Source organism: Gilvimarinus sp. 1_MG-2023 (genome assembly GCF_030548285.1).
Map to the genome: position 1 here is coordinate 102,878 of NZ_JAUOSC010000002.1, position 17,566 is coordinate 120,443.

10 protein-coding genes are annotated in these 17,566 nt (G+C 49.1%); 5 read left to right on the forward strand and 5 right to left on the reverse strand.

What is annotated here, in order from left to right:
• Nucleotides 1-152 precede the first annotated feature (152 nt).
• Both Q4563_RS03395 and Q4563_RS03400 read left to right on the forward strand, forming a co-directional pair.
• A complete protein-coding gene (locus Q4563_RS03395) occupies nucleotides 153-2,924 on the forward strand; it encodes a glycosyltransferase (RefSeq protein WP_303603593.1) in 2,772 nt (923 codons plus the stop codon).
• A complete protein-coding gene (locus Q4563_RS03400) occupies nucleotides 2,921-4,333 on the forward strand; it encodes a hypothetical protein (RefSeq protein ID WP_303603594.1) in 1,413 nt (470 codons plus the stop codon). The genes Q4563_RS03395 and Q4563_RS03400 overlap by 4 nt, the downstream gene beginning before the upstream one ends.
• A 400-nt stretch (nucleotides 4,334-4,733) precedes the next feature.
• On the opposite strand, the gene Q4563_RS03405 is transcribed toward Q4563_RS03400, so the two are convergent.
• Nucleotides 4,734-5,393 carry a hypothetical protein gene (locus tag Q4563_RS03405; protein ID WP_303603595.1) on the reverse strand — a complete coding sequence of 220 codons (660 nt, stop codon included), beginning with the start codon at nucleotides 5,391-5,393 and terminating at the stop codon, nucleotides 4,734-4,736.
• Nucleotides 5,394-5,938: 545 nt separating this feature from the next.
• Here Q4563_RS03405 and Q4563_RS03410 point away from each other — a divergent pair.
• The 3 genes from Q4563_RS03410 to Q4563_RS03420 are packed head-to-tail and all read left to right on the forward strand — an operon-like array spanning nucleotide 5,939 to nucleotide 8,899.
• A complete protein-coding gene (locus Q4563_RS03410; RefSeq protein WP_303603596.1) occupies nucleotides 5,939-6,799 on the forward strand; it encodes a glycosyltransferase family 2 protein in 861 nt (286 codons plus the stop codon).
• Between the two features lie 52 nt (nucleotides 6,800-6,851).
• Nucleotides 6,852-7,790, forward strand: a complete 939-nt coding sequence (locus Q4563_RS03415; protein ID WP_303603597.1) for a glycosyltransferase family 2 protein — start codon at nucleotides 6,852-6,854, stop codon at nucleotides 7,788-7,790.
• A 2-nt stretch (nucleotides 7,791-7,792) separates the two neighbouring features.
• On the forward strand, nucleotides 7,793-8,899 hold the full coding sequence (locus tag Q4563_RS03420) for a sulfotransferase family protein (RefSeq protein ID WP_303603598.1): 1,107 nt from the start codon (nucleotides 7,793-7,795) through the stop codon (nucleotides 8,897-8,899).
• Nucleotides 8,900-9,015: 116 nt separating this feature from the next.
• Here Q4563_RS03420 and Q4563_RS03425 read toward each other — a convergent pair whose 3' ends face one another.
• The 4 genes from Q4563_RS03425 to Q4563_RS03440 form a co-directional block, all read right to left on the reverse strand.
• Entirely contained in the window at nucleotides 9,016-9,855 is an 840-nt protein-coding gene (locus tag Q4563_RS03425) for a class I SAM-dependent methyltransferase (protein WP_303603599.1), read from the reverse strand.
• Between the two features lie 84 nt (nucleotides 9,856-9,939).
• Nucleotides 9,940-10,566, reverse strand: coding sequence for a class I SAM-dependent methyltransferase (locus tag Q4563_RS03430; protein WP_303603600.1), 627 nt, complete (start codon nucleotides 10,564-10,566; stop codon nucleotides 9,940-9,942).
• Between the two features lie 389 nt (nucleotides 10,567-10,955).
• The gene (locus Q4563_RS03435) at nucleotides 10,956-12,497 is read right to left on the reverse strand and encodes a hypothetical protein (protein ID WP_303603601.1); all 1,542 of its coding nucleotides are present in this window, start codon (nucleotides 12,495-12,497) and stop codon (nucleotides 10,956-10,958) included.
• 172 nt (nucleotides 12,498-12,669) lie between these two features.
• Nucleotides 12,670-17,259, reverse strand: coding sequence for a DUF7933 domain-containing protein (locus Q4563_RS03440; protein ID WP_303603602.1), 4,590 nt, complete (start codon nucleotides 17,257-17,259; stop codon nucleotides 12,670-12,672).
• Nucleotides 17,260-17,566: the final 307 nt, after the last annotated feature.

Sequence of the window (17,566 nt, forward strand, 5' to 3'; positions counted from 1 at the left end):
TTTTGTTTGCCGATGTACACCAAAATCATTGCCGGAGCCAATACCCTGCCGCTTAGATATTTCGACTGCTCCGATATTGAGACGAAAACGAGCGTATATCGAAACAAATATCTCGCTTACCTGAGCAAAGTGGAGCTGACGACATACCGAAGATGATTTCAACGAAAACCACAGAAACACAGCCCACGGTTGTATTCGTACTTGGCATGCATCGCTCGGGAACCTCAGCACTTGCGAAGGTATTAGGCTACGCCGGTGGGCACATTCCGGCACAAGTCCTTCCCCCAAATCAGGACAACCCTCGGGGCTACTGGGAGCCCAAAAGCGTCGTTGAATTGAATAATCGGCTCTTACAACAGGTCGACCGCCACTGGTCGGATCCGAAACCCCTTACCAATGAACAGCATAACAGTTTAGTCAGTCGCCCCAATATCAATGCGGCAGCTGCAGTGCTGAAATCTGAAATTGACGCCATGGGCCCTTGTAAGCGGCCCCTTATCCTCAAAGATCCACGGCTTTGCAGATTGATAATGGTATGGCGTGAGGCAGCCAAAAAATGCGATCTGGAATCACAATGCATCATCGCATATCGAAGCCCGTTTGATGTTGCAGAGTCGTTGTTCGCAAGGGATCGGATGAAACTGCTCTCCTCTCTCGAACTTTGGCTAACCTACACACTTGAAGCAGAACGTAACTCGCGGGGCATGAGCCGCACTATTGTCAGCTTTAAAGAGCTTATGGCTGACTGGCACACTACTCTTTCAAAAGCCATCGACACGGCGGAAATTGCCGGGCTTGATCTTGATCTGGCGACAAGTCAAGTGACGAGCTTCCTCGATCAAAAACTCATAACAAGCGACGCAGCAGAAAAACCGCATAGCACCATTGGGCAGCCTGAGTTTATGGCTGCAGTCGAAGACGTAGCGCAAACCCTACAAGGCTCCCTGAGAGATTTGGCAGACACATTCGAAGAAATTTGGGGTTGGTGGAAAACTCACTGGCAGAAACGAAGCCCTGGGCAAGCTGGATCGGGAACAACCCATTTACTCCCAAGTTGGCATGTGGAAGAGGGCATGCGCCAGTTAGCTAGCGGCTCACCCACCGAAGCGAGAGGAAAAGTCGAGCACGCCATATCCATGGCGCCTGACATCGCTCGGTTTCATTTTATTCTTGGTAATATTAATAGCCGCCTCAAAGATTTCGAACAGGCTACCGAAAATTATCGACACGCTGTCGAGTTAGACGCATCCGTCTCTAGATTTCTGATTGCATTCGGTGGAACATTACAGCGCCAAGGCGATTACGCTGGTGCGGCAAAGGCGTTAAAGCAGGCGGTTTCACTGGACCCCACTGCAGAAAATTTGCACCAATACGGCCAAGCCTTGAGACAAGCAGGTCAGCTGAATGACGCCGCGAAAGCATTTACGCGCGCGCTCCAACAGAAAACAAAATTTGAAGAGTGCCATTTGGCACTGGCGGATGTACTCGAGCGTCTAAGCAGTTGGGATGCAGCCCTGGAACACCTGGCACAAGCCAGCCAAATTGGCGGAGAAACTGCCGATCATCTCGACAGACAGGCGCGAATCTATGCGCTAATGGAGCGCCCCCAGAAGGCTAGCCAGTTTTTTTTACAGGCCGCCGAACAACGACACCTTTCGCTCCGAGGCTGGCACAGCAAGAAACATAACAAAAAGCCGCGCCAAGAACGACAGCGCCTACTTAAGATGACCGCACGCCTAGCCGCCCAACATTGGGCAGAAAATCTCCAATCCCTTTTTGAACCGGCCACTAAAAAAACACCGGCAGTACAAAACGAGAGCACCTTACAAATCGCAAGGCGTCACTTGCTAAAATTCATGGACCGCTTTACCCGTCGGCATTCGCTCCAAACGCCCGAACCACCTCTCGAAAGAAACCGAAATGAAACCTCTACAGCTTGGCCGCTTGGGGATCAGCTAACGCAAAGATCGCATGTCACACTAACTCAACTTAAGGAAAATAATAACGATAGCTCTCCGCTGCTCTCCGTCATGATCCCAGTGTACGAGATCAAAGATGCGAAATGGCTGGAAGAGTGTCTGGAAAGTGTATTACATCAAGAAGGCTGGGGAGAACGAGTAGAGATCGTAGTAATAGATGACGGGTCTGTTAATGACTTGGCCCGCTCGGTCGTCGCATCATACCCCAGTCGGGTTCGTTACATCTGCAACCCCAAAAACCTCGGATTAGTCGGCAACCACAACAACTGCATCGCCCACGCCCGCGGCGAATTTGTACATATTCTGCACCAAGATGATTTGATTCAACCTGGTTTTTACGATGCAGTGATCAAACCAATGCAGGAAGATCCATCAATCGTGGCGGCCTTCTGTGCAACTCGATACATCAATGCGCAAGGTGTTGGAGGATCGAAGTCCTTGGCTGAAGGGCCTCAACGCGGCGTGCTAGCCCCCTGGCCGGTTAGACTTTCCGAGATTCGGATACAATTTCCGTCAATTGTTGTCAGGCGCAGCACTTACAGTTCCGTCGGAGGCTTCTCCCCAGGTCGACTATTCTCCTTCGATTGGGATTTGTGGAACCACATAGCCGCTTTTGGGCCAATATGGTACGAGCCGCGCCCTCTTGCCTGTTACCGAGTTCATTCCGGGTCAGCCACTTATTCGTTCAGCGCACTGGAAAGAGTACATGATGCGATGCACACAGTTGCCGACATGGTAAGACTGGTTCCCGCAGCCAACAGAAAACTGATCGGCGAAATGGCTATGTATAAATTTTTCCACCGCTACCTCTCTTTAGCTACCGAAAGCTCAATACTCTCCGCCAAGGAGCAATCGGAAATACAGCGGTTTCTATTGTCAGGGTGGACAGATACTGGGCGCTATGCAGACATAGCCACGCTCATGGCTAAGATTAAACAAACATGAGCAGCCAGAGCCCTACCCTGATCGCCCCCATTTGGGATAAACTTTTTTGCCTGACACTACCGGGGCAAGAAACGCGACAGCAATCCACCCTTAATGAGTTTCAGAAAGTCAGGTTGCCACCCCCTGATTTTTTCTATGGGGTAACTCCTCGGGATCAGTCAGTATCACAGCTGTACAAAACAAAGCAAGTGACGACGTTTCCGACATGTTTTCGCTGCAACAAGTTAGATTGCGGCAAGACCACTTGTAACAACGTACTGCTGCCGGTTCAAATAGCCGTTACTCTCTCATTCCGGGCAATATTGCAAAACTGTGTCGATCAAGGCTGGCCCGTCGTGGCAATCTGCGAAGATGACATTGTTTTTTCAGGTTATGCAGCTGAAGTTTTCGACTCTACGCGCTTTCGGGATCTGGTAAATGAGGCGGGCCTCAGATCAGAAGAGCCGACCTTGATTCGACTTGGTAGCCCAAACTGTCCAGCAGGCTTCTTCGACGAAACATGCCCCCAGGTTGAGCTTTCGCAGCGCCCAAGCATGTCGAACTACATGTTCGTGTGCAACGCTGCCTTTGCGGCCCTTGCCGTAAGAAGTCTTTCCACGTTTGAACACACCGCTGACATGCTCATTCACGAGCGTCTTATTAACCGAGCGCGCTGCTATACTCTTAATCCGCAGCTGGTATGTGACCGCTCCTGGGGTCTTCGCAACGCCCCATCTCAGATTCACCCCAAGATCGAATATGTGAATTATTTACATCGCCAGTTCGGGGCACAATCCTCGCAGTATCAACAGGAGCTTGCCCGTTTACGCGAGCATAAAAAGCGGGTCGATGTCTATCGCTATGGGTTTGTCGGCTTTCCCAATTTGGACGAAGACAATTTACGCCAAACATGTTCAAATTTAGGGGTCGATCTTGGCGGCACTGACTTAGCAGGAAAGGACGGTTACGTCGCCTGGGATAACATAATGCTTGAACGATTAGACCTTGTGTTTGGCCACCCTGCGCCGGACCGTTATTTCTGGTACGCCGAGAGTCTATATTATGTCGTCCCCGATCCAGTTAAATGCATCATTGACCTCGCGGGCCGTATTGCGCAACAGGACAAATCGATACAACTTATGACTGAGGTTATAACCGCCACGCACCCACAGGGGCACTCTCGAAAAACAGATAACGCACTTAAGCAGGCCGCATGGCTGTTTATTTACTGGTCTCGACACCTACGTCGGTATACGCAAGGTAAAATCTTCCGGGAAGGCGATGATGAAGAACTATTAAAAATCGTGAAACCGAAGGCGAATAAAATCACATGGACGCCAAATTCAGAACAATTAACCAGTATCAAGGCATTAGGATTACCAGAAAAAGCTCGTCGAGCATTAATAGAGGAGCTGGAAAACTACAGCTGAGTGAATTCTATATGTATACTTCGGTGCTTGCCATTTTCCATAGGTCAACCTCCCATTTGTAATCACCCTTAAGGCATGGACCGCTATTGCCCATGGTTCGATTCCCATAAGTGCTTTATCACCCCTCGATGACGCCTATTCCCAGCTCCCTGTAGTCATTGTAGATGGGTGGGATGAACACACGCTAAGCGAGCAAAAATTGCGTGAGTGGCTGCAGCAGCTTGCGCCCTATTACGATGACCCGGAAATGAGGCTTAAAACCCTGGAAAAGCTCCAACTTGATTACTGGTGGCAAAAAATCGAGTCTTCATGGCAGGCGGACAATGGGCTGTAAGTATCGAAAGCTACGCGTAACTTTTACACAGGCGGCCTAGACTCAGTTGAGCAAGATACATCACAGCTACCGGATCTCAAGTTGGCTCATTCGATCCTGCAGCGCTGCAAGTGTGGCATCGGTTCGCGCGCGCTCGTCTGCGAGGGTACTGCGCAGTTCAGTGATCATTTCCTCTTGCGCAAGCGTATAAAGCGTCAGCTCCTCGACCTTTTTCAGGAGGGTCATCTGCATACCGGTCATATCAAGTCCGTCACGGGCCACATCGGCGGCGGAGGGCACTTCGGGAAGATGCTGATTGGTCTCCACAAAGTCAGCGACCTCAGCTAGGGGCCGCAAGACGTAATTAGGCTCGAACACGTAGTCCGGTACGACCAGCGAGGTGTCCCCCACCTTGAACCCGGTAGCGGCGATCACAAACCCTTCAGCATCGACACGCATTTCAGGTCCGTCGCCATCCACCACGTTTATTCGGTATTCGCCATTACTATTGGGGCCAGCGGTAAAAGTCATATCCGCGGAAGTGTTAACCGGCGCATCAAGTGCCTCAATACGGAAATAACTGTATGTTTCCGGCGAAGACACGGTCAACGGCGCGCCAGGAGTGTTGGTTCCAACCCCGACGTTGCCATTGCTATGAACGAACAAAGCATCTTGAGCTTGGGCCAGGGCTGTGCTGATGGTCAGGGCCAGTATTGCCGTTAGAAGGGCAAATCGTGAATTTGACATAAGTACTCCTTATGAGCCGTCATTTTGACTGGTTTTCAACAATTGGCGGCACTCGACCTACCTGGAGTCGGAAGAAAAGCGCCTCAGCCGAGAGGTTGGCTCGCGAGCCTCCAGTACACCGACCACTCCTTGAGCTTGAGGAATCTCACCCAAAAACCCTAACAGTTTTCACCCCTTAAGCTAGAATGGTCAAGTAGCTTGTCACCCTCTATTAAGCTGCATTTTTCACTGAACTTTCATTATTTAGTATACATTGGGGCTGGCAAAAATCTACGAAAATATATTCGCCAGCTGTTATATAGAATAGTCATTCGACTAGGGTACCCAGCCTGGGGCACCCGGCCATACTTGGGGATTACAATCGGGACTGCCACACCTGCCATAAAACCTCTTACATTATGCGCTGCTTGTGTAATCCCTCCTCTAAGGTTATTACTTGAAATGAGAAAGTAGGACGCATAAACTTCCATTACCTAGCACTCCAGATGTGAGGCTCATTGGGGCCACGAACTGAGAAGAAAGGCACACACCTAAGCCGCAACAGGATGAAAAATTTGAAGCTTTGTATGACAATTCTTGTGCGAGACGAAGCTGCCCTAATCCGAGAAAATCTCGATTATCACCTAAGCAGGGGCGTGGACTTCATCATAGCAACAGACAATTGCTCGCAAGACGGCACCGCAACGATACTGCGCGAATACGAAAAAAAAGGGTTGCTACACTATATTTTTGAACCAGCGGACGATTATTCTCAGGATCTTTGGGTTACAAGAATGGCGCGAATTGCAGCTGAGGAGTACAAAGCAGACTGGATCATGCACACAGATGCAGACGAATTCTGGTGGCCATCAAACAGTGAAAAAATTCCAGACATTTTGGGCTCAGTAGCACCTAACATTGACGGATTAAAAGTTCGCAGGAGCAACTTTGCTCCTACCGATGGTTACGACAATGAACTTCCTTTTTACTCACAATTGACCGTGCGGGAGAAGCACTCCTTAAACTCTCTTGGCCGACCACTTCCTCCGAAAATCTGCCACCGAGGACGGCCGGATGTAAAAATTAACCAAGGCAATCACTCATTTGAATTACACTCCCAAACGCCGTGTGTTAAACAGTGCAATGAGATACTGATTTTTCACTTCCCCCAAAGAGGCTTCAATGAGTTTCAAAAAAGAGTACGGCAAGGCGGCGCGGCATATAATCGCAATAACAGGCTCGCCAAAAACGTCGGCAACACCTGGCGAAAACTATATCAATTAGAGCAGAGAGGAGAACTCAAAAATTATTTTGATGGCGCCACCTTCTCAGAAGAACAAATAACCCAAGGTATTAGCGAAAATACACTTATTGTAGACACGAGACTTTCGGACTACATGCAGAAAATGCGTCAAACAAAACCCTAAACTTGCACATAATAATTATTCCATTTTATCCATACTAGGAAGATGAGTTAAATTGAAAGTAATAAGTAAAAAGGGACGACTAAAACCGCCCATTGACACCTGCCCGGTGTATTGCTGCGTTCGAAATGAGAGCTTAAGACTGCCATACTTTCTCGCATATTATCGCCACCTCGGCGTCAGTGATTTTATTTTTATTGATAATGCATCGAATGATGGCACTACCGAATTCTTGCAAAAACAGGATGACTGCACTGTTTTTTGGACAGACCAACCCTACTCGAAAAGTCGTTGCGGAATCGATTGGATTAATCAACTGCTAGAAGAATTCGACATACGACAATGGGTTTTAATTGTCGATGCAGATGAGTTATTAGTATTCCCGAATATTGAAAACCTCCCGCTTCGAGTACTAATTGAAACACTGGAAACCGAAGGAGCCAATGCATTTCCGACATTTCTGCTCGATATGTATGCTGCCGGGCCGCTTAATACCGTCCAATATTCTCCAGGTGAAGCTTTTACCCCAGCTTGCCCTTACTTCGACCGAAGCGGATATACGTTCGCAAAGAGTGGCAACTTCCGCGGCCTTCCTGTTAGAGGCGGCCCAAGGCAGCGGCTATTTTGGAATGAGCGAACACAAACTGCAAATCCCCCGGTTCTTGCAAAAACCCCTCTGATCAAATGGGGCCCTGACATGCACCTTGAGGCCTCGACCCATATTGTACGAGGTATCCGCCACGGCAGCAGCTCTGGGGCGCTTCTTCATTTTAAAATGCTTTCAGATTTCTCTGAATCAATAGCAGTGGAAGCATCCCGGAAAGAACATTGGGACCAGGCAGGACAATATGCAGCCTACTGGGATGTCATGAAAAACTGCCCCGATCTAAGCCCAATGCATTCAGAGTCCGAAAAATATGAGAGTAGCATGCAGCTTGTTAAGCTTGGATTAATTCGCAGCGGTGAGCTGCTCTCTCAAGCAGGAGTCAAATAGAAATGAAAATATGCATAGTTGGTACAAGTCGATGCGGGACTACGCTTTTGCGAGGACTTATACATTCGCACCCAGATATTTTCGTTTTTAATGAGACACACTGGCTCCCAAAAATGTTTGAGTTTGTTGGCACCCAACGCGTGCACTATAAACGGTTGCTACAAATAGCAGAAAAAACCACTTGGGATTCAGGAAGAAACCTTTTTGACGTGAACCTAGCATACTCCAAGCACGATTCATATGACTCTTTATGCGCCGACCTACATCAGCGTTTACGCAATAGAGGTTTTGTAACTATACCTGAGTTTATGACGGAGTTTGCATATGCAACCTTCGGCGAAGACGTACACTGGGGTGACAAGACTCCCGACTACGGCTTCTACATGGGTATCATTCACGAACTATGGCCTAATTGCCGGTTCATTCATATCACTCGGGACGGTTTAGCTACCAGCCGCTCGATGTCAAAGCATCCAGGCTGCCAGTTAATGATCGGGGCAGGCTATGACAACTGGTGCAGCCTTTCTTACGACGGCTTATACGAAAAATATCAAGCACGTCAACTAACCTTAAAAGCGTATGTATCATCTTGGCGTCGTAGAATAGAGAGGATCCGGAATGAAGCCACAAGAATTCCTCCAGAACTATATCTAGAATGCTCTTATGATCAATTGCTTGCAGACCCCATAACCGTCCTCACAAATATTGCAAATTTCTCGCAGCTGAATCTAGACAATAACTGGCTATCGACCTCGATGGATATGATTAGACCCGTGCGCGGTAACGTTTATACACCCGCCCAACATCTCGCATCATTGGGCCCAACAAATCTACAAGCAATCGCAATGGAAAAGTATGGCATGCGGCATTTCCTCGCTTTGAACAGCTTAGAAGATGCAACCGCATTGCTACAATCGCTCAACAATAACACCGACAGCGAGGAACGCCTTCACTCGGCCATTTCGATATTTGCTTTTGCAAGAGTATCGAGAAACAACTCTCTAGCTAAAGAATCAGCAACAACTGTCGCCAAGCAGCTACAGCAGAAGAATCTTCCGATTGATGGCTTATCCTGGCACTCTTTTGCCAACGAAGAGAAATCTAGTTAATGCCAGAACCGCCCCGTCAAAGGCTCACAAACCACCCAATAGAGACACCAACAGGGCGTTATCCTAGCTCCGCCTCACAATCTCGTTACAGCTGAGTTATGATACTAGCTCTCGAATTAGAAGTTGCGATTAAAATAATCGGCGCCCGCAGCTTCAAAAAGCACACGCCCACGTTCTGGATTTTCCAAGGTCGCACTAAATGACAGGTCTCTTCCATTCCCTTCCAGGAGATTAACTGTAAACCCTAAGTTTGTTAATAGGTAATGAACGATATCAGGGGAAATCCACATGAAATGCCCACCAACGCCGCCTTGGCCTCTATAAACCCCTGGGGCATTAGCGGCCAATTTCATAAAGCCTAATTCAGATCCTGCATTTGCAACGTTCATAGCCAACTGCCCACCAATACGCAAACACTTTGTTGCAGCAAACCAATACATAAATAGAGTATGCAGCTCGACATGAACCATCGCATCAAATGACACGAAGGCATCCACTTGACCAAGTTTGCCACGCCTCTTGATAGACCTGACAACCTGATAGGGGTCCTCCAGTAGTATTTCAGTATCAAGTTTCCCTGCATCAACTTCCTCAGAAAAACGTTGCCTTAGAACTTGCTCAAACTTTTGAGAAACGTCATATGAAATTATCTCCACACTTTCGTATTTCTCGAGCAACAGCTGAGTATATCGTCCGCCTCCTGCACCAAACTCACAAATAAGATTAACCGCATTAAGAGTAAGCGCTTCATCTAATAGCCGCTTGGATGAAGCTTTGTCTCCCCATTCGTCACCGGGCCAAGCATAGTAATCATCAGACTGGTTTAAAACGCGCCAAGGCTTTAATGACTGACCTGAGTAAGGCTCGCCTCCTTGTATTGCGGGAAAGCTTTCAGTGACATATTGATCCCATACGTCTCCATAGCGCCCTCGGTTGGTCATTTTGCCTTTGGTCATAAAATAGCTCTCTTACGCTGTATTCTCAGACATGCTCAATTTAAGGGAAAAACAAAAAGGCTCACTATAAATATTTCCAATCTGTCAAATAGAACAAAGTACTGTTTGGCATGTCGCCATACCTTCCTTCAAATTCATTATTTGGTGATCATAGATTTGCAAATTACGATTCTTGAGGTAGGCGGCGAACTCGGGTTTGTTCCATTCCCGAATATGAGCAGGATTGCCTGGAGGGCCCATCGACTCGGCTCCACGACGTAAATCACGCTCAGGTGTCGATAGTATTATTTTAGTGTTCACGGACGCACTGGATCGAATGAAATTCAAGAGTGAATCTGGGTCTATTAAGTGCTCAATGACATCCGCCGAAATGATAAGGTCAAAACTTTGTTCAAAAGTTGTTGCTGGGCTTTCCAAATCATCAACTATCCAATCGCCAAAGCCGTGATTGCTTTTACAGTAATTGATTGCGTGATCCTGGTCGATACCAACTATTTTGGGGCATTGGGGCTGCAGGTACTTAGCAAGCTTTAAAGCGTAACCACAACCAATATCGAGTACACTCTGACACTCAAATTGTTGCGCAATTTTGGCCGCATATTGGTAAACCTCTAACTGATAGGTCAATGCATCTTCTTCAGTATCATTATATTGGCGCGGAATTTTATGGCTTCTGTAATCAGCCTTTAGAAAGTAGTTATTAGGGTTCATCGCTTTTACTCTTACAAACAATTGGCAGTTTGCCTTTTAAGGTAGGCACCGATTGACCTGTTACCGCTTTGTCGCTGCTATGAAGGTTAAATGGTGAGAGGGGGAACGGTCAAGTGTCTGCTGCCGACTGATTCCGAAGTTCGGAGATATCACGGACTCTTCGATACTATAGAGGTGTTCTCTGAAAGTGCTGTATAAAGAGTGCCAAGGAGAAGTCGATTTCGGCTAACCCAGAAATGTCAGATTAGGTCTAAACTTTTACAATTTATTCGTTTGAACCTTTTGGCGCAGCTGGCTCTTAAACTTCTTGACTTTTCATCGTTAACTCCATAAAAACCCAGCGCCTCGTGAATTTGTATTTCACAAGGCGCCGAATCAGCATTCACTTCTTATTTCAAACTGTCGATTTCGCTTCTGAGCTCAGCAATTAACTTGCCCTGAGCCTCAATGGTTTCTTGCTGTTGAATCGTATAAAGAGTGAGCTCTTCAACCTTTTCCATGATCAGCTTTTGCATATCCGTCATGTTTAGGCCATCAGCCTCGATCTCTTTCGCTGAAGGCACATTGGGTAAGTGCCGATTTTTTTCAATAAATGCTTGCACTTCATTAAGCGGCATTAGTACATAGTCATCCGCGAAGACATAATCCGGGAACACTGAGCCATTGGCAGTCAATGAACCCATGATCGTCAGATTTCCATCATCATCTAGCGCAAACTCTTGCGCATCTCCATCTACGATATTAATACGTAACTCGCCTTCAGCTGCGGCGTCAGTATATGTAAAGTCGACTGAAGCGTTAGGGGCAGCACCTGTTGCAGTCAAACGGAAAAAGTTGAAGCTTTCGCTAGACGAAACCTCCAAGGGCGCATCTGGTGATGATGTACCTAGCCCAATGTCTCCATCTGTATCAATATAAACCGAGTTTGACGGCGCACTGGGTCTAATTCTGAATGGCAACGTGCTACCGTTAGTCACATCGCGAACAAAAAAGTTGGTTTCATTCCCTGCAACATCCCAAGTTTGCGCGGTAAAGCCCGAGCTACCATCCTGCTCAAGTCGCATGGTGGGCGAATCACCGTCTTTGATATGAGCTTCTACAACTGGGGTACTGGTACCCAAGCCTACCCTGCCAGCGTCATCCACATACAGCGAATGACTAGGAGCACTTGCTTCGACAGTAAAAGGGACACGCGCATTCGTGACATCCTCAATCGAAAACTTGTTGAGTCCACCATTGGACGATTCGTTTGCAGTTAACTGCCAGTCGACACTCGGAAAGCTTGCCGAGCTACTGGTATCATCAAACTTAATCCGAAGATTGTTTTCTTTTAAGCGGATGGTATCGAAACCGAAATTTTCGCCATTGACACAGTCCAGCCCAATGCACGCACCGCCAGTAACAATAAGATCATCTAGAATTTGCTGGTCGTAGGCCCGAACCGGTTCGATTGTGCTTTTAGAGGTTCCAGATGATAGAGATTTCGAAGACTCTTCAGCATACGGTGTCTCTACTAGGTTAGAGGTAACGATTTGGCCACTCAATACCGAGAAGCTGCCGGAAGTACCTTGCAATGGTTCAGTGGTCATAGGCTCGTCGTTATTGCGATCGCGAGAGACCCCATTGATACCCATAATCTGTAATTCGTAACGATAGCTACCGTCCAGTAATCCGCCTTCGGCCATAATAGCTGGGGCAAATTCAATGGGTGTGCCGGCGGCAAAACTTTTGCGAAGGTAGAAGTTTTCAGGGCCTTTAACGATCAAATCGACCTTTGCATCCAAGCTTGCATAGTCTGTGGGGTCAAACATCACCGCATTAGGAGTGACATGGCTTTCGAAAAGAGCCGCGTCTTGGGCATTGGCCCACGAGCAAGTCGCCGCAATGGCAACGGCTAACAGTGTTACTTGAATTGTCCTATAAGTGTTCACGTTGTAATCCTCTTAACTGGCATTGGGTACAGCACCCATTAATTAGCGCGAACAGCAAAACGCGCCGATTGATTGAAATTCCGCAGCTTGATAGCACCCTGCGGACAATTTATTCGCTACTTATTTGTTATGGCTCTTTTCTTACCAGACGCGCCGATTGAAGCCCCTTAATTTATCCAGCGTTTACTTTCAAACGAGCCGCGCGTAATGCAAGCCAGCCGATAACGGCCAGCAGTAACGCCAGCAAGCCCAACCACAAAGAGCTCAGCAAAGGCAAAGCGTAGGGCCGGCCATTAATCAGCAATACGGCCGTGGCATTCCCGTTATTACCTAGGTCAGATGTCAACTCCCCACTGACATTGGTGTATTCACCGGCGGCACTAGTGGGAACACTGAGCTCCACTTGGAACGAGCATGAGCCTCCAGCGGCAAGCGAGCCGCCAGTCAACTCAATGATCGAGGTACCATCAACCAACGAACCCGCCCCGCAGGCATCGCTTATGGGTGTACTGGTAGCGGTCATACCCGGCATGAAGGCTTCCAGATCATCGGTAAAGGTCAAGCCGGTTACGGCGTTCGCTGGGTCCGGGTTGATAATGTCAAAGGTAATACCGGTGCTGCCACCAGCGTCAGCTGAACCTGAATCGAATGTTTTCGTAAACGTTAAAGCCTCGACCACCAAATCGGCACTGCTAGCGGCAGCTTCAACTGCGACAGCCCCTCGAATACCACTGGCAACACTGGTGGTATTGGTAAACGTACCCGTTGATGCATCAGCCGGAACGCGAACCGGAACCACCACTGTGCAAGAACCGCCTGCGGGTAGATTGCCGCCAGTCAAAGTTACTATGCTGGTGCCGGTCACCTGTGAACCTGCGCCACAGACACCAGCAATCGGCAGTCCTTCGGCTACCAAGCCGGGTATTACGGCATTGAGATTATCCGTCAGCGCAATGCTGGTAAGCGCAAAAGCAGAGCCATTGACAATTGAAAGCTCCATCTCAACTAACCCACCGGGCAACACCGGTTGAGTGCGCAACGACTTGATCAGGACAAAGGCGCCAGTAACGACATCGATGGTATCGGTGGCGGTACCACTGTCGCCGGAGCTCGACATCAGTGAGCCGGTGGTGTTGACGAGTGTGCCCTCAGTGTTACCGACAATGTCGACTTGAAGTGTGCAAGAGCTGCCGGCCGCCACACTGGCGCCGTTTAAACTAATCGTGACCGCGCCGGCAACAGCCGTCAGTGTGCCGCCAGTACAAGTGCTTGAGACGTTTGGCACGCCCGCAACAACCAATCCGGCGGGCAAATTATCAGTGAACGCAAGTGAATTTGCGGCCACGGCACTGGCGCTGTTATCAATGGTAAACGTCAGCGTTGAGGTACCATTGAGTGCGATAGCGTTGGGCGCAAATACCTTAACAAATGTGGGCGGTGGCTCGATCTGCAAATCGGCCGAGGCGACATCGGCCACCAGTAGGCCATTGCTGGTCAAATGTGAAGTGGTGTTGTCATAACTGCCCGGCGCCGCTGAAGCCGGCACCAGTAGCTCGACATCGATTGAGCATGACTCATTAGGACCGAGTTCACCACCGGTAAAGATTAGCAAGTCAGTGCCGCTAATTTGTGAGCCAACACCGCAAATATCCGACTGCGGCGTATCGGTTGCAACAAGGCCGGTAATCACCGCATCCAAGTCGTCGGTAAACGACAGCCCGCCAACACTATTACTGACATCAAGATTTTCTAGAGTGAAACTAAGTGTAACGGTACCCGCAGCAGTAGTTGGTCCAGAAAAGCTTTTTGCAAAGGTCACATTGTTTAAGTTCAGTGTATCACTGGCCGAGTTCCCCTCTACAGACACCCCCCCATCGTCAATACCAATGGAGCCTGTGACAACCGAGCTGGTGCTGTATGCATTACCCGAGGCGCTGGCCGGAATACTCAGTGTCGCCGAGAAGGTGCATGACGCACCTGGTCCCAATTCACCATCGGCCAACGTTAGGATGCTGCTACCGGAGAGCGAAGAGCCCGTACCACACACGTTATTCTGAATGCCACTGCTCGAAACCAGGCCGGCGAATACCGCACCGAGGTCGTCGGTAAAAGTGATATCACTAACAGTGTCATTGGCGCTAAGGTTAGTTACTGTAAACTCTAAAGTTACCATGCCGCCCGGTACGGACGGGTCATCGGTAAACGCCTTAGACAAAGCCAATGGGTCACTCACTTGCAGGTTGTCTGATGCACCAGAAAAGTCGAAACCATTGCCGTCATAAGTACCCGAGAGATTAGATGTGACGTTATTATAATCTCCTGCGGCAGCTGCCGCCGGAACCTGCAGCACTATACTAAAACTGCAATTTTCGCCAGCGCTCAGATTCCCCCCCGTTAGTATCAGAATGTTACCACCAAGGAATGTGAGTGACGAACCGGCACCGCATATGTCGTTTTGCGCAGCCGTATCAACGGGGGTTAATCCGCTGAGACTGGCATCCAAATCATCGGTAAAAGTTAACCCAGTTAAATCTGAATCGCCTAAGTTTTCGATGTGAAACTCCAAGGTGACTGTCTGGCCTGGTGCCACTGGATCATCAAGGAAATTTTTCTGAAACTCGACAAAAGTAATGTCTAAATTATCGCTGGCAACAGCGCCTTGTGCAGGCCCGTTAACGGTCGTGGCCGAGATCATACTGGTGGTACTGGGGTAGCTGCCAGGCGCCGCAGCCATTGGTACTTGTAAGGTGACTGTAAATAAACAAGACTCACCTGCCGCGACACTAGCACCGCTTAATTCAAGGTTATTGCCACCGGTTACAGAAAGTGAACCGCCACAAGGACCGAGCGGATAACTTGTCACCGTAAGCCCACTTAACGCAGCGTCCAGATCGTCGGTAAAGGCCATATTGCTGAAGTCGAGAGCCTCATCACCAATGAGTGTAAACTCTAGCTCAACGGTTTGGCCTGCCCCTACCGGATCTGCAAAAGACTTGGTTAACCGGGGCACGGCGGGGCTACTGACCTGAGCCACGCCTTGGTTACCTACAACTATAGGACCACCAAACTCGCCCGATATTGGCGTTGTTTCGTTAACGTATGTTCCCGATGAAATGGAATCTGGAAGCTGAAGGTCGACCTGAAAAGTACAGGAGCCTCCCGCCGCCAAGCTGCCGTCGTTGAGTCTATAAACCAAACTGTCGTTAACAGTTTGAGCGAAGAATAGCGATCCGGCGCCACAAATGTCGCTCTGCGATCCTGTTACACCAGTAGCTCCGGCCATAAAAGCGCCGATATCATCATCGAAAGTTAAGCCTGTAACAGCATTGTCGGGGTCGGGGTTGGTGACGGTGAAACGGGCGGTGACAAGCTCCCCCCCTTCCACTTGACTGAGTTCGACACACGGATCCGCTGCTGGCGCTCCGGGCTCGCAAAACTCTTTAAGCAAAACTGGAGCGTACCCAACATGGAGAGCTCCTGTCGCCGGCGAAAAGGTACCCGCACTGGAGCTTAGGCTACTGGTGATATTGGTGTAGACGCCTGCTACTGCACCGCCGGGTACCGCCACCTGCACAGAGAAAGTACAAGATTCGCCACCGGCCAAGCTGCCACCAGTAAAGGTAAGCGTATCCGTTCCGACGAGAGAAGAGCCTCCACCACATGGAGACGCTGGCAGCCCCCCTGTAATGGCAAGCCCCGAAAGGGTGGCATCCAGATCGTCAGTAAAAGCGATACTGGTGGCGGCCTCGGTGCGGTTAAAGTTGGTGATTGAGAATTCAAGGGTGGCGGTACCGCCAGGGGCGACCGGGTCATCGATAAAGCTTTTGGTTAACGCCAACTCATCAATCATCACTTCGATCGAATCGCTCGCCATGCCGCTGGCGCTGTTTGAGGTAACTATCGATATCTCACCGAAATAAGTATAGATGCCATAGCTTAAAACGCTGGACCGGTTATCCAACTGACCTACACCTGTTGTCTGGACATCGACGGAGATGTTGCAAGTTTCACTAGCCGCAAGAGTTGGGACATTATTGGTAAAGTCAGCAGTATAAGATATTGCTGTACCACCGGCAGGCGCACTCAGTATTTCGCCGCATCCATTCATAGCGTTGGTGGGGCTGGCAATTTCAAGACCGGCGGGAAGTGCATCGGTAAAAGCCAGTCTACCCACATCATTGCCGCCAAGAGTGTTGTCGATGGTAAAGGTTAAGGTGCTAACCTCACCGAGTTGAACCGATGTCGGGCTAAAGGTCTTGGAAAATCCAGGGTAATTCGAGTCAATGATCAGGTCATCGGTGGCGATGCCGCTATTACCGGCCGAGGAGGTTAAATCCCCACTGGCATTTGAATGCGTTCCAGCAGTGCTTCCGGTGACATCCACCTTGACTTGGCAGCTCGCAGACCCAGCTACCCCACCACCACTCAAGGTAATGGTACCTCCACCAGCGGGCGCACTTAATGTACCGCCGCACGTATTGGTGGCAAAGGCTGGGTCAGCGATGGTTATAACCCCCGGCGTTGTCGGTAAAACGTCGGTAAAGGCTAGGGCCGACACTTGGCTCGCCGAACCGTTTGTAATGGTAAACGTCAGCGTGCTTACACTGCCAGGGCCGATACTATCAGGGCTGAACGTTTTCGAGAATACGGGCTGAGCCATTGCCCCACTGGCAAAAGTCAGGGCGAAAAAAGTGGTGGTGAGCACGCCGACTGCCCGCTTTAACGCACGCAGCCAAATGGCTGGGAGTTGCTTCGAATTCATGAAATCTACCCTGATCATCTTGTCAATAAGTAAGTGGCGCCCAAAAATCGCCAGTGAAAACGCCTGCAACTGCCGTCAGTCCTTGCCGATGCCGTTCTAGTAATATCCAAGCCATAGGATGCTAGCCAGTGGCTCTAAACTAGCAGCACCTTGTCTTTTTCGTCATTGTCTTGGAATTAGAGAACAGAGTACCACCATCGGAGTTTTGTGCAAAGCATCACAGTTTGTGATCTTATCGATCAAGCAATGGGCTTGCTTAACATTCGGGATGAATAATTTGAGTACCCACTGAATGATAGATGGTGAT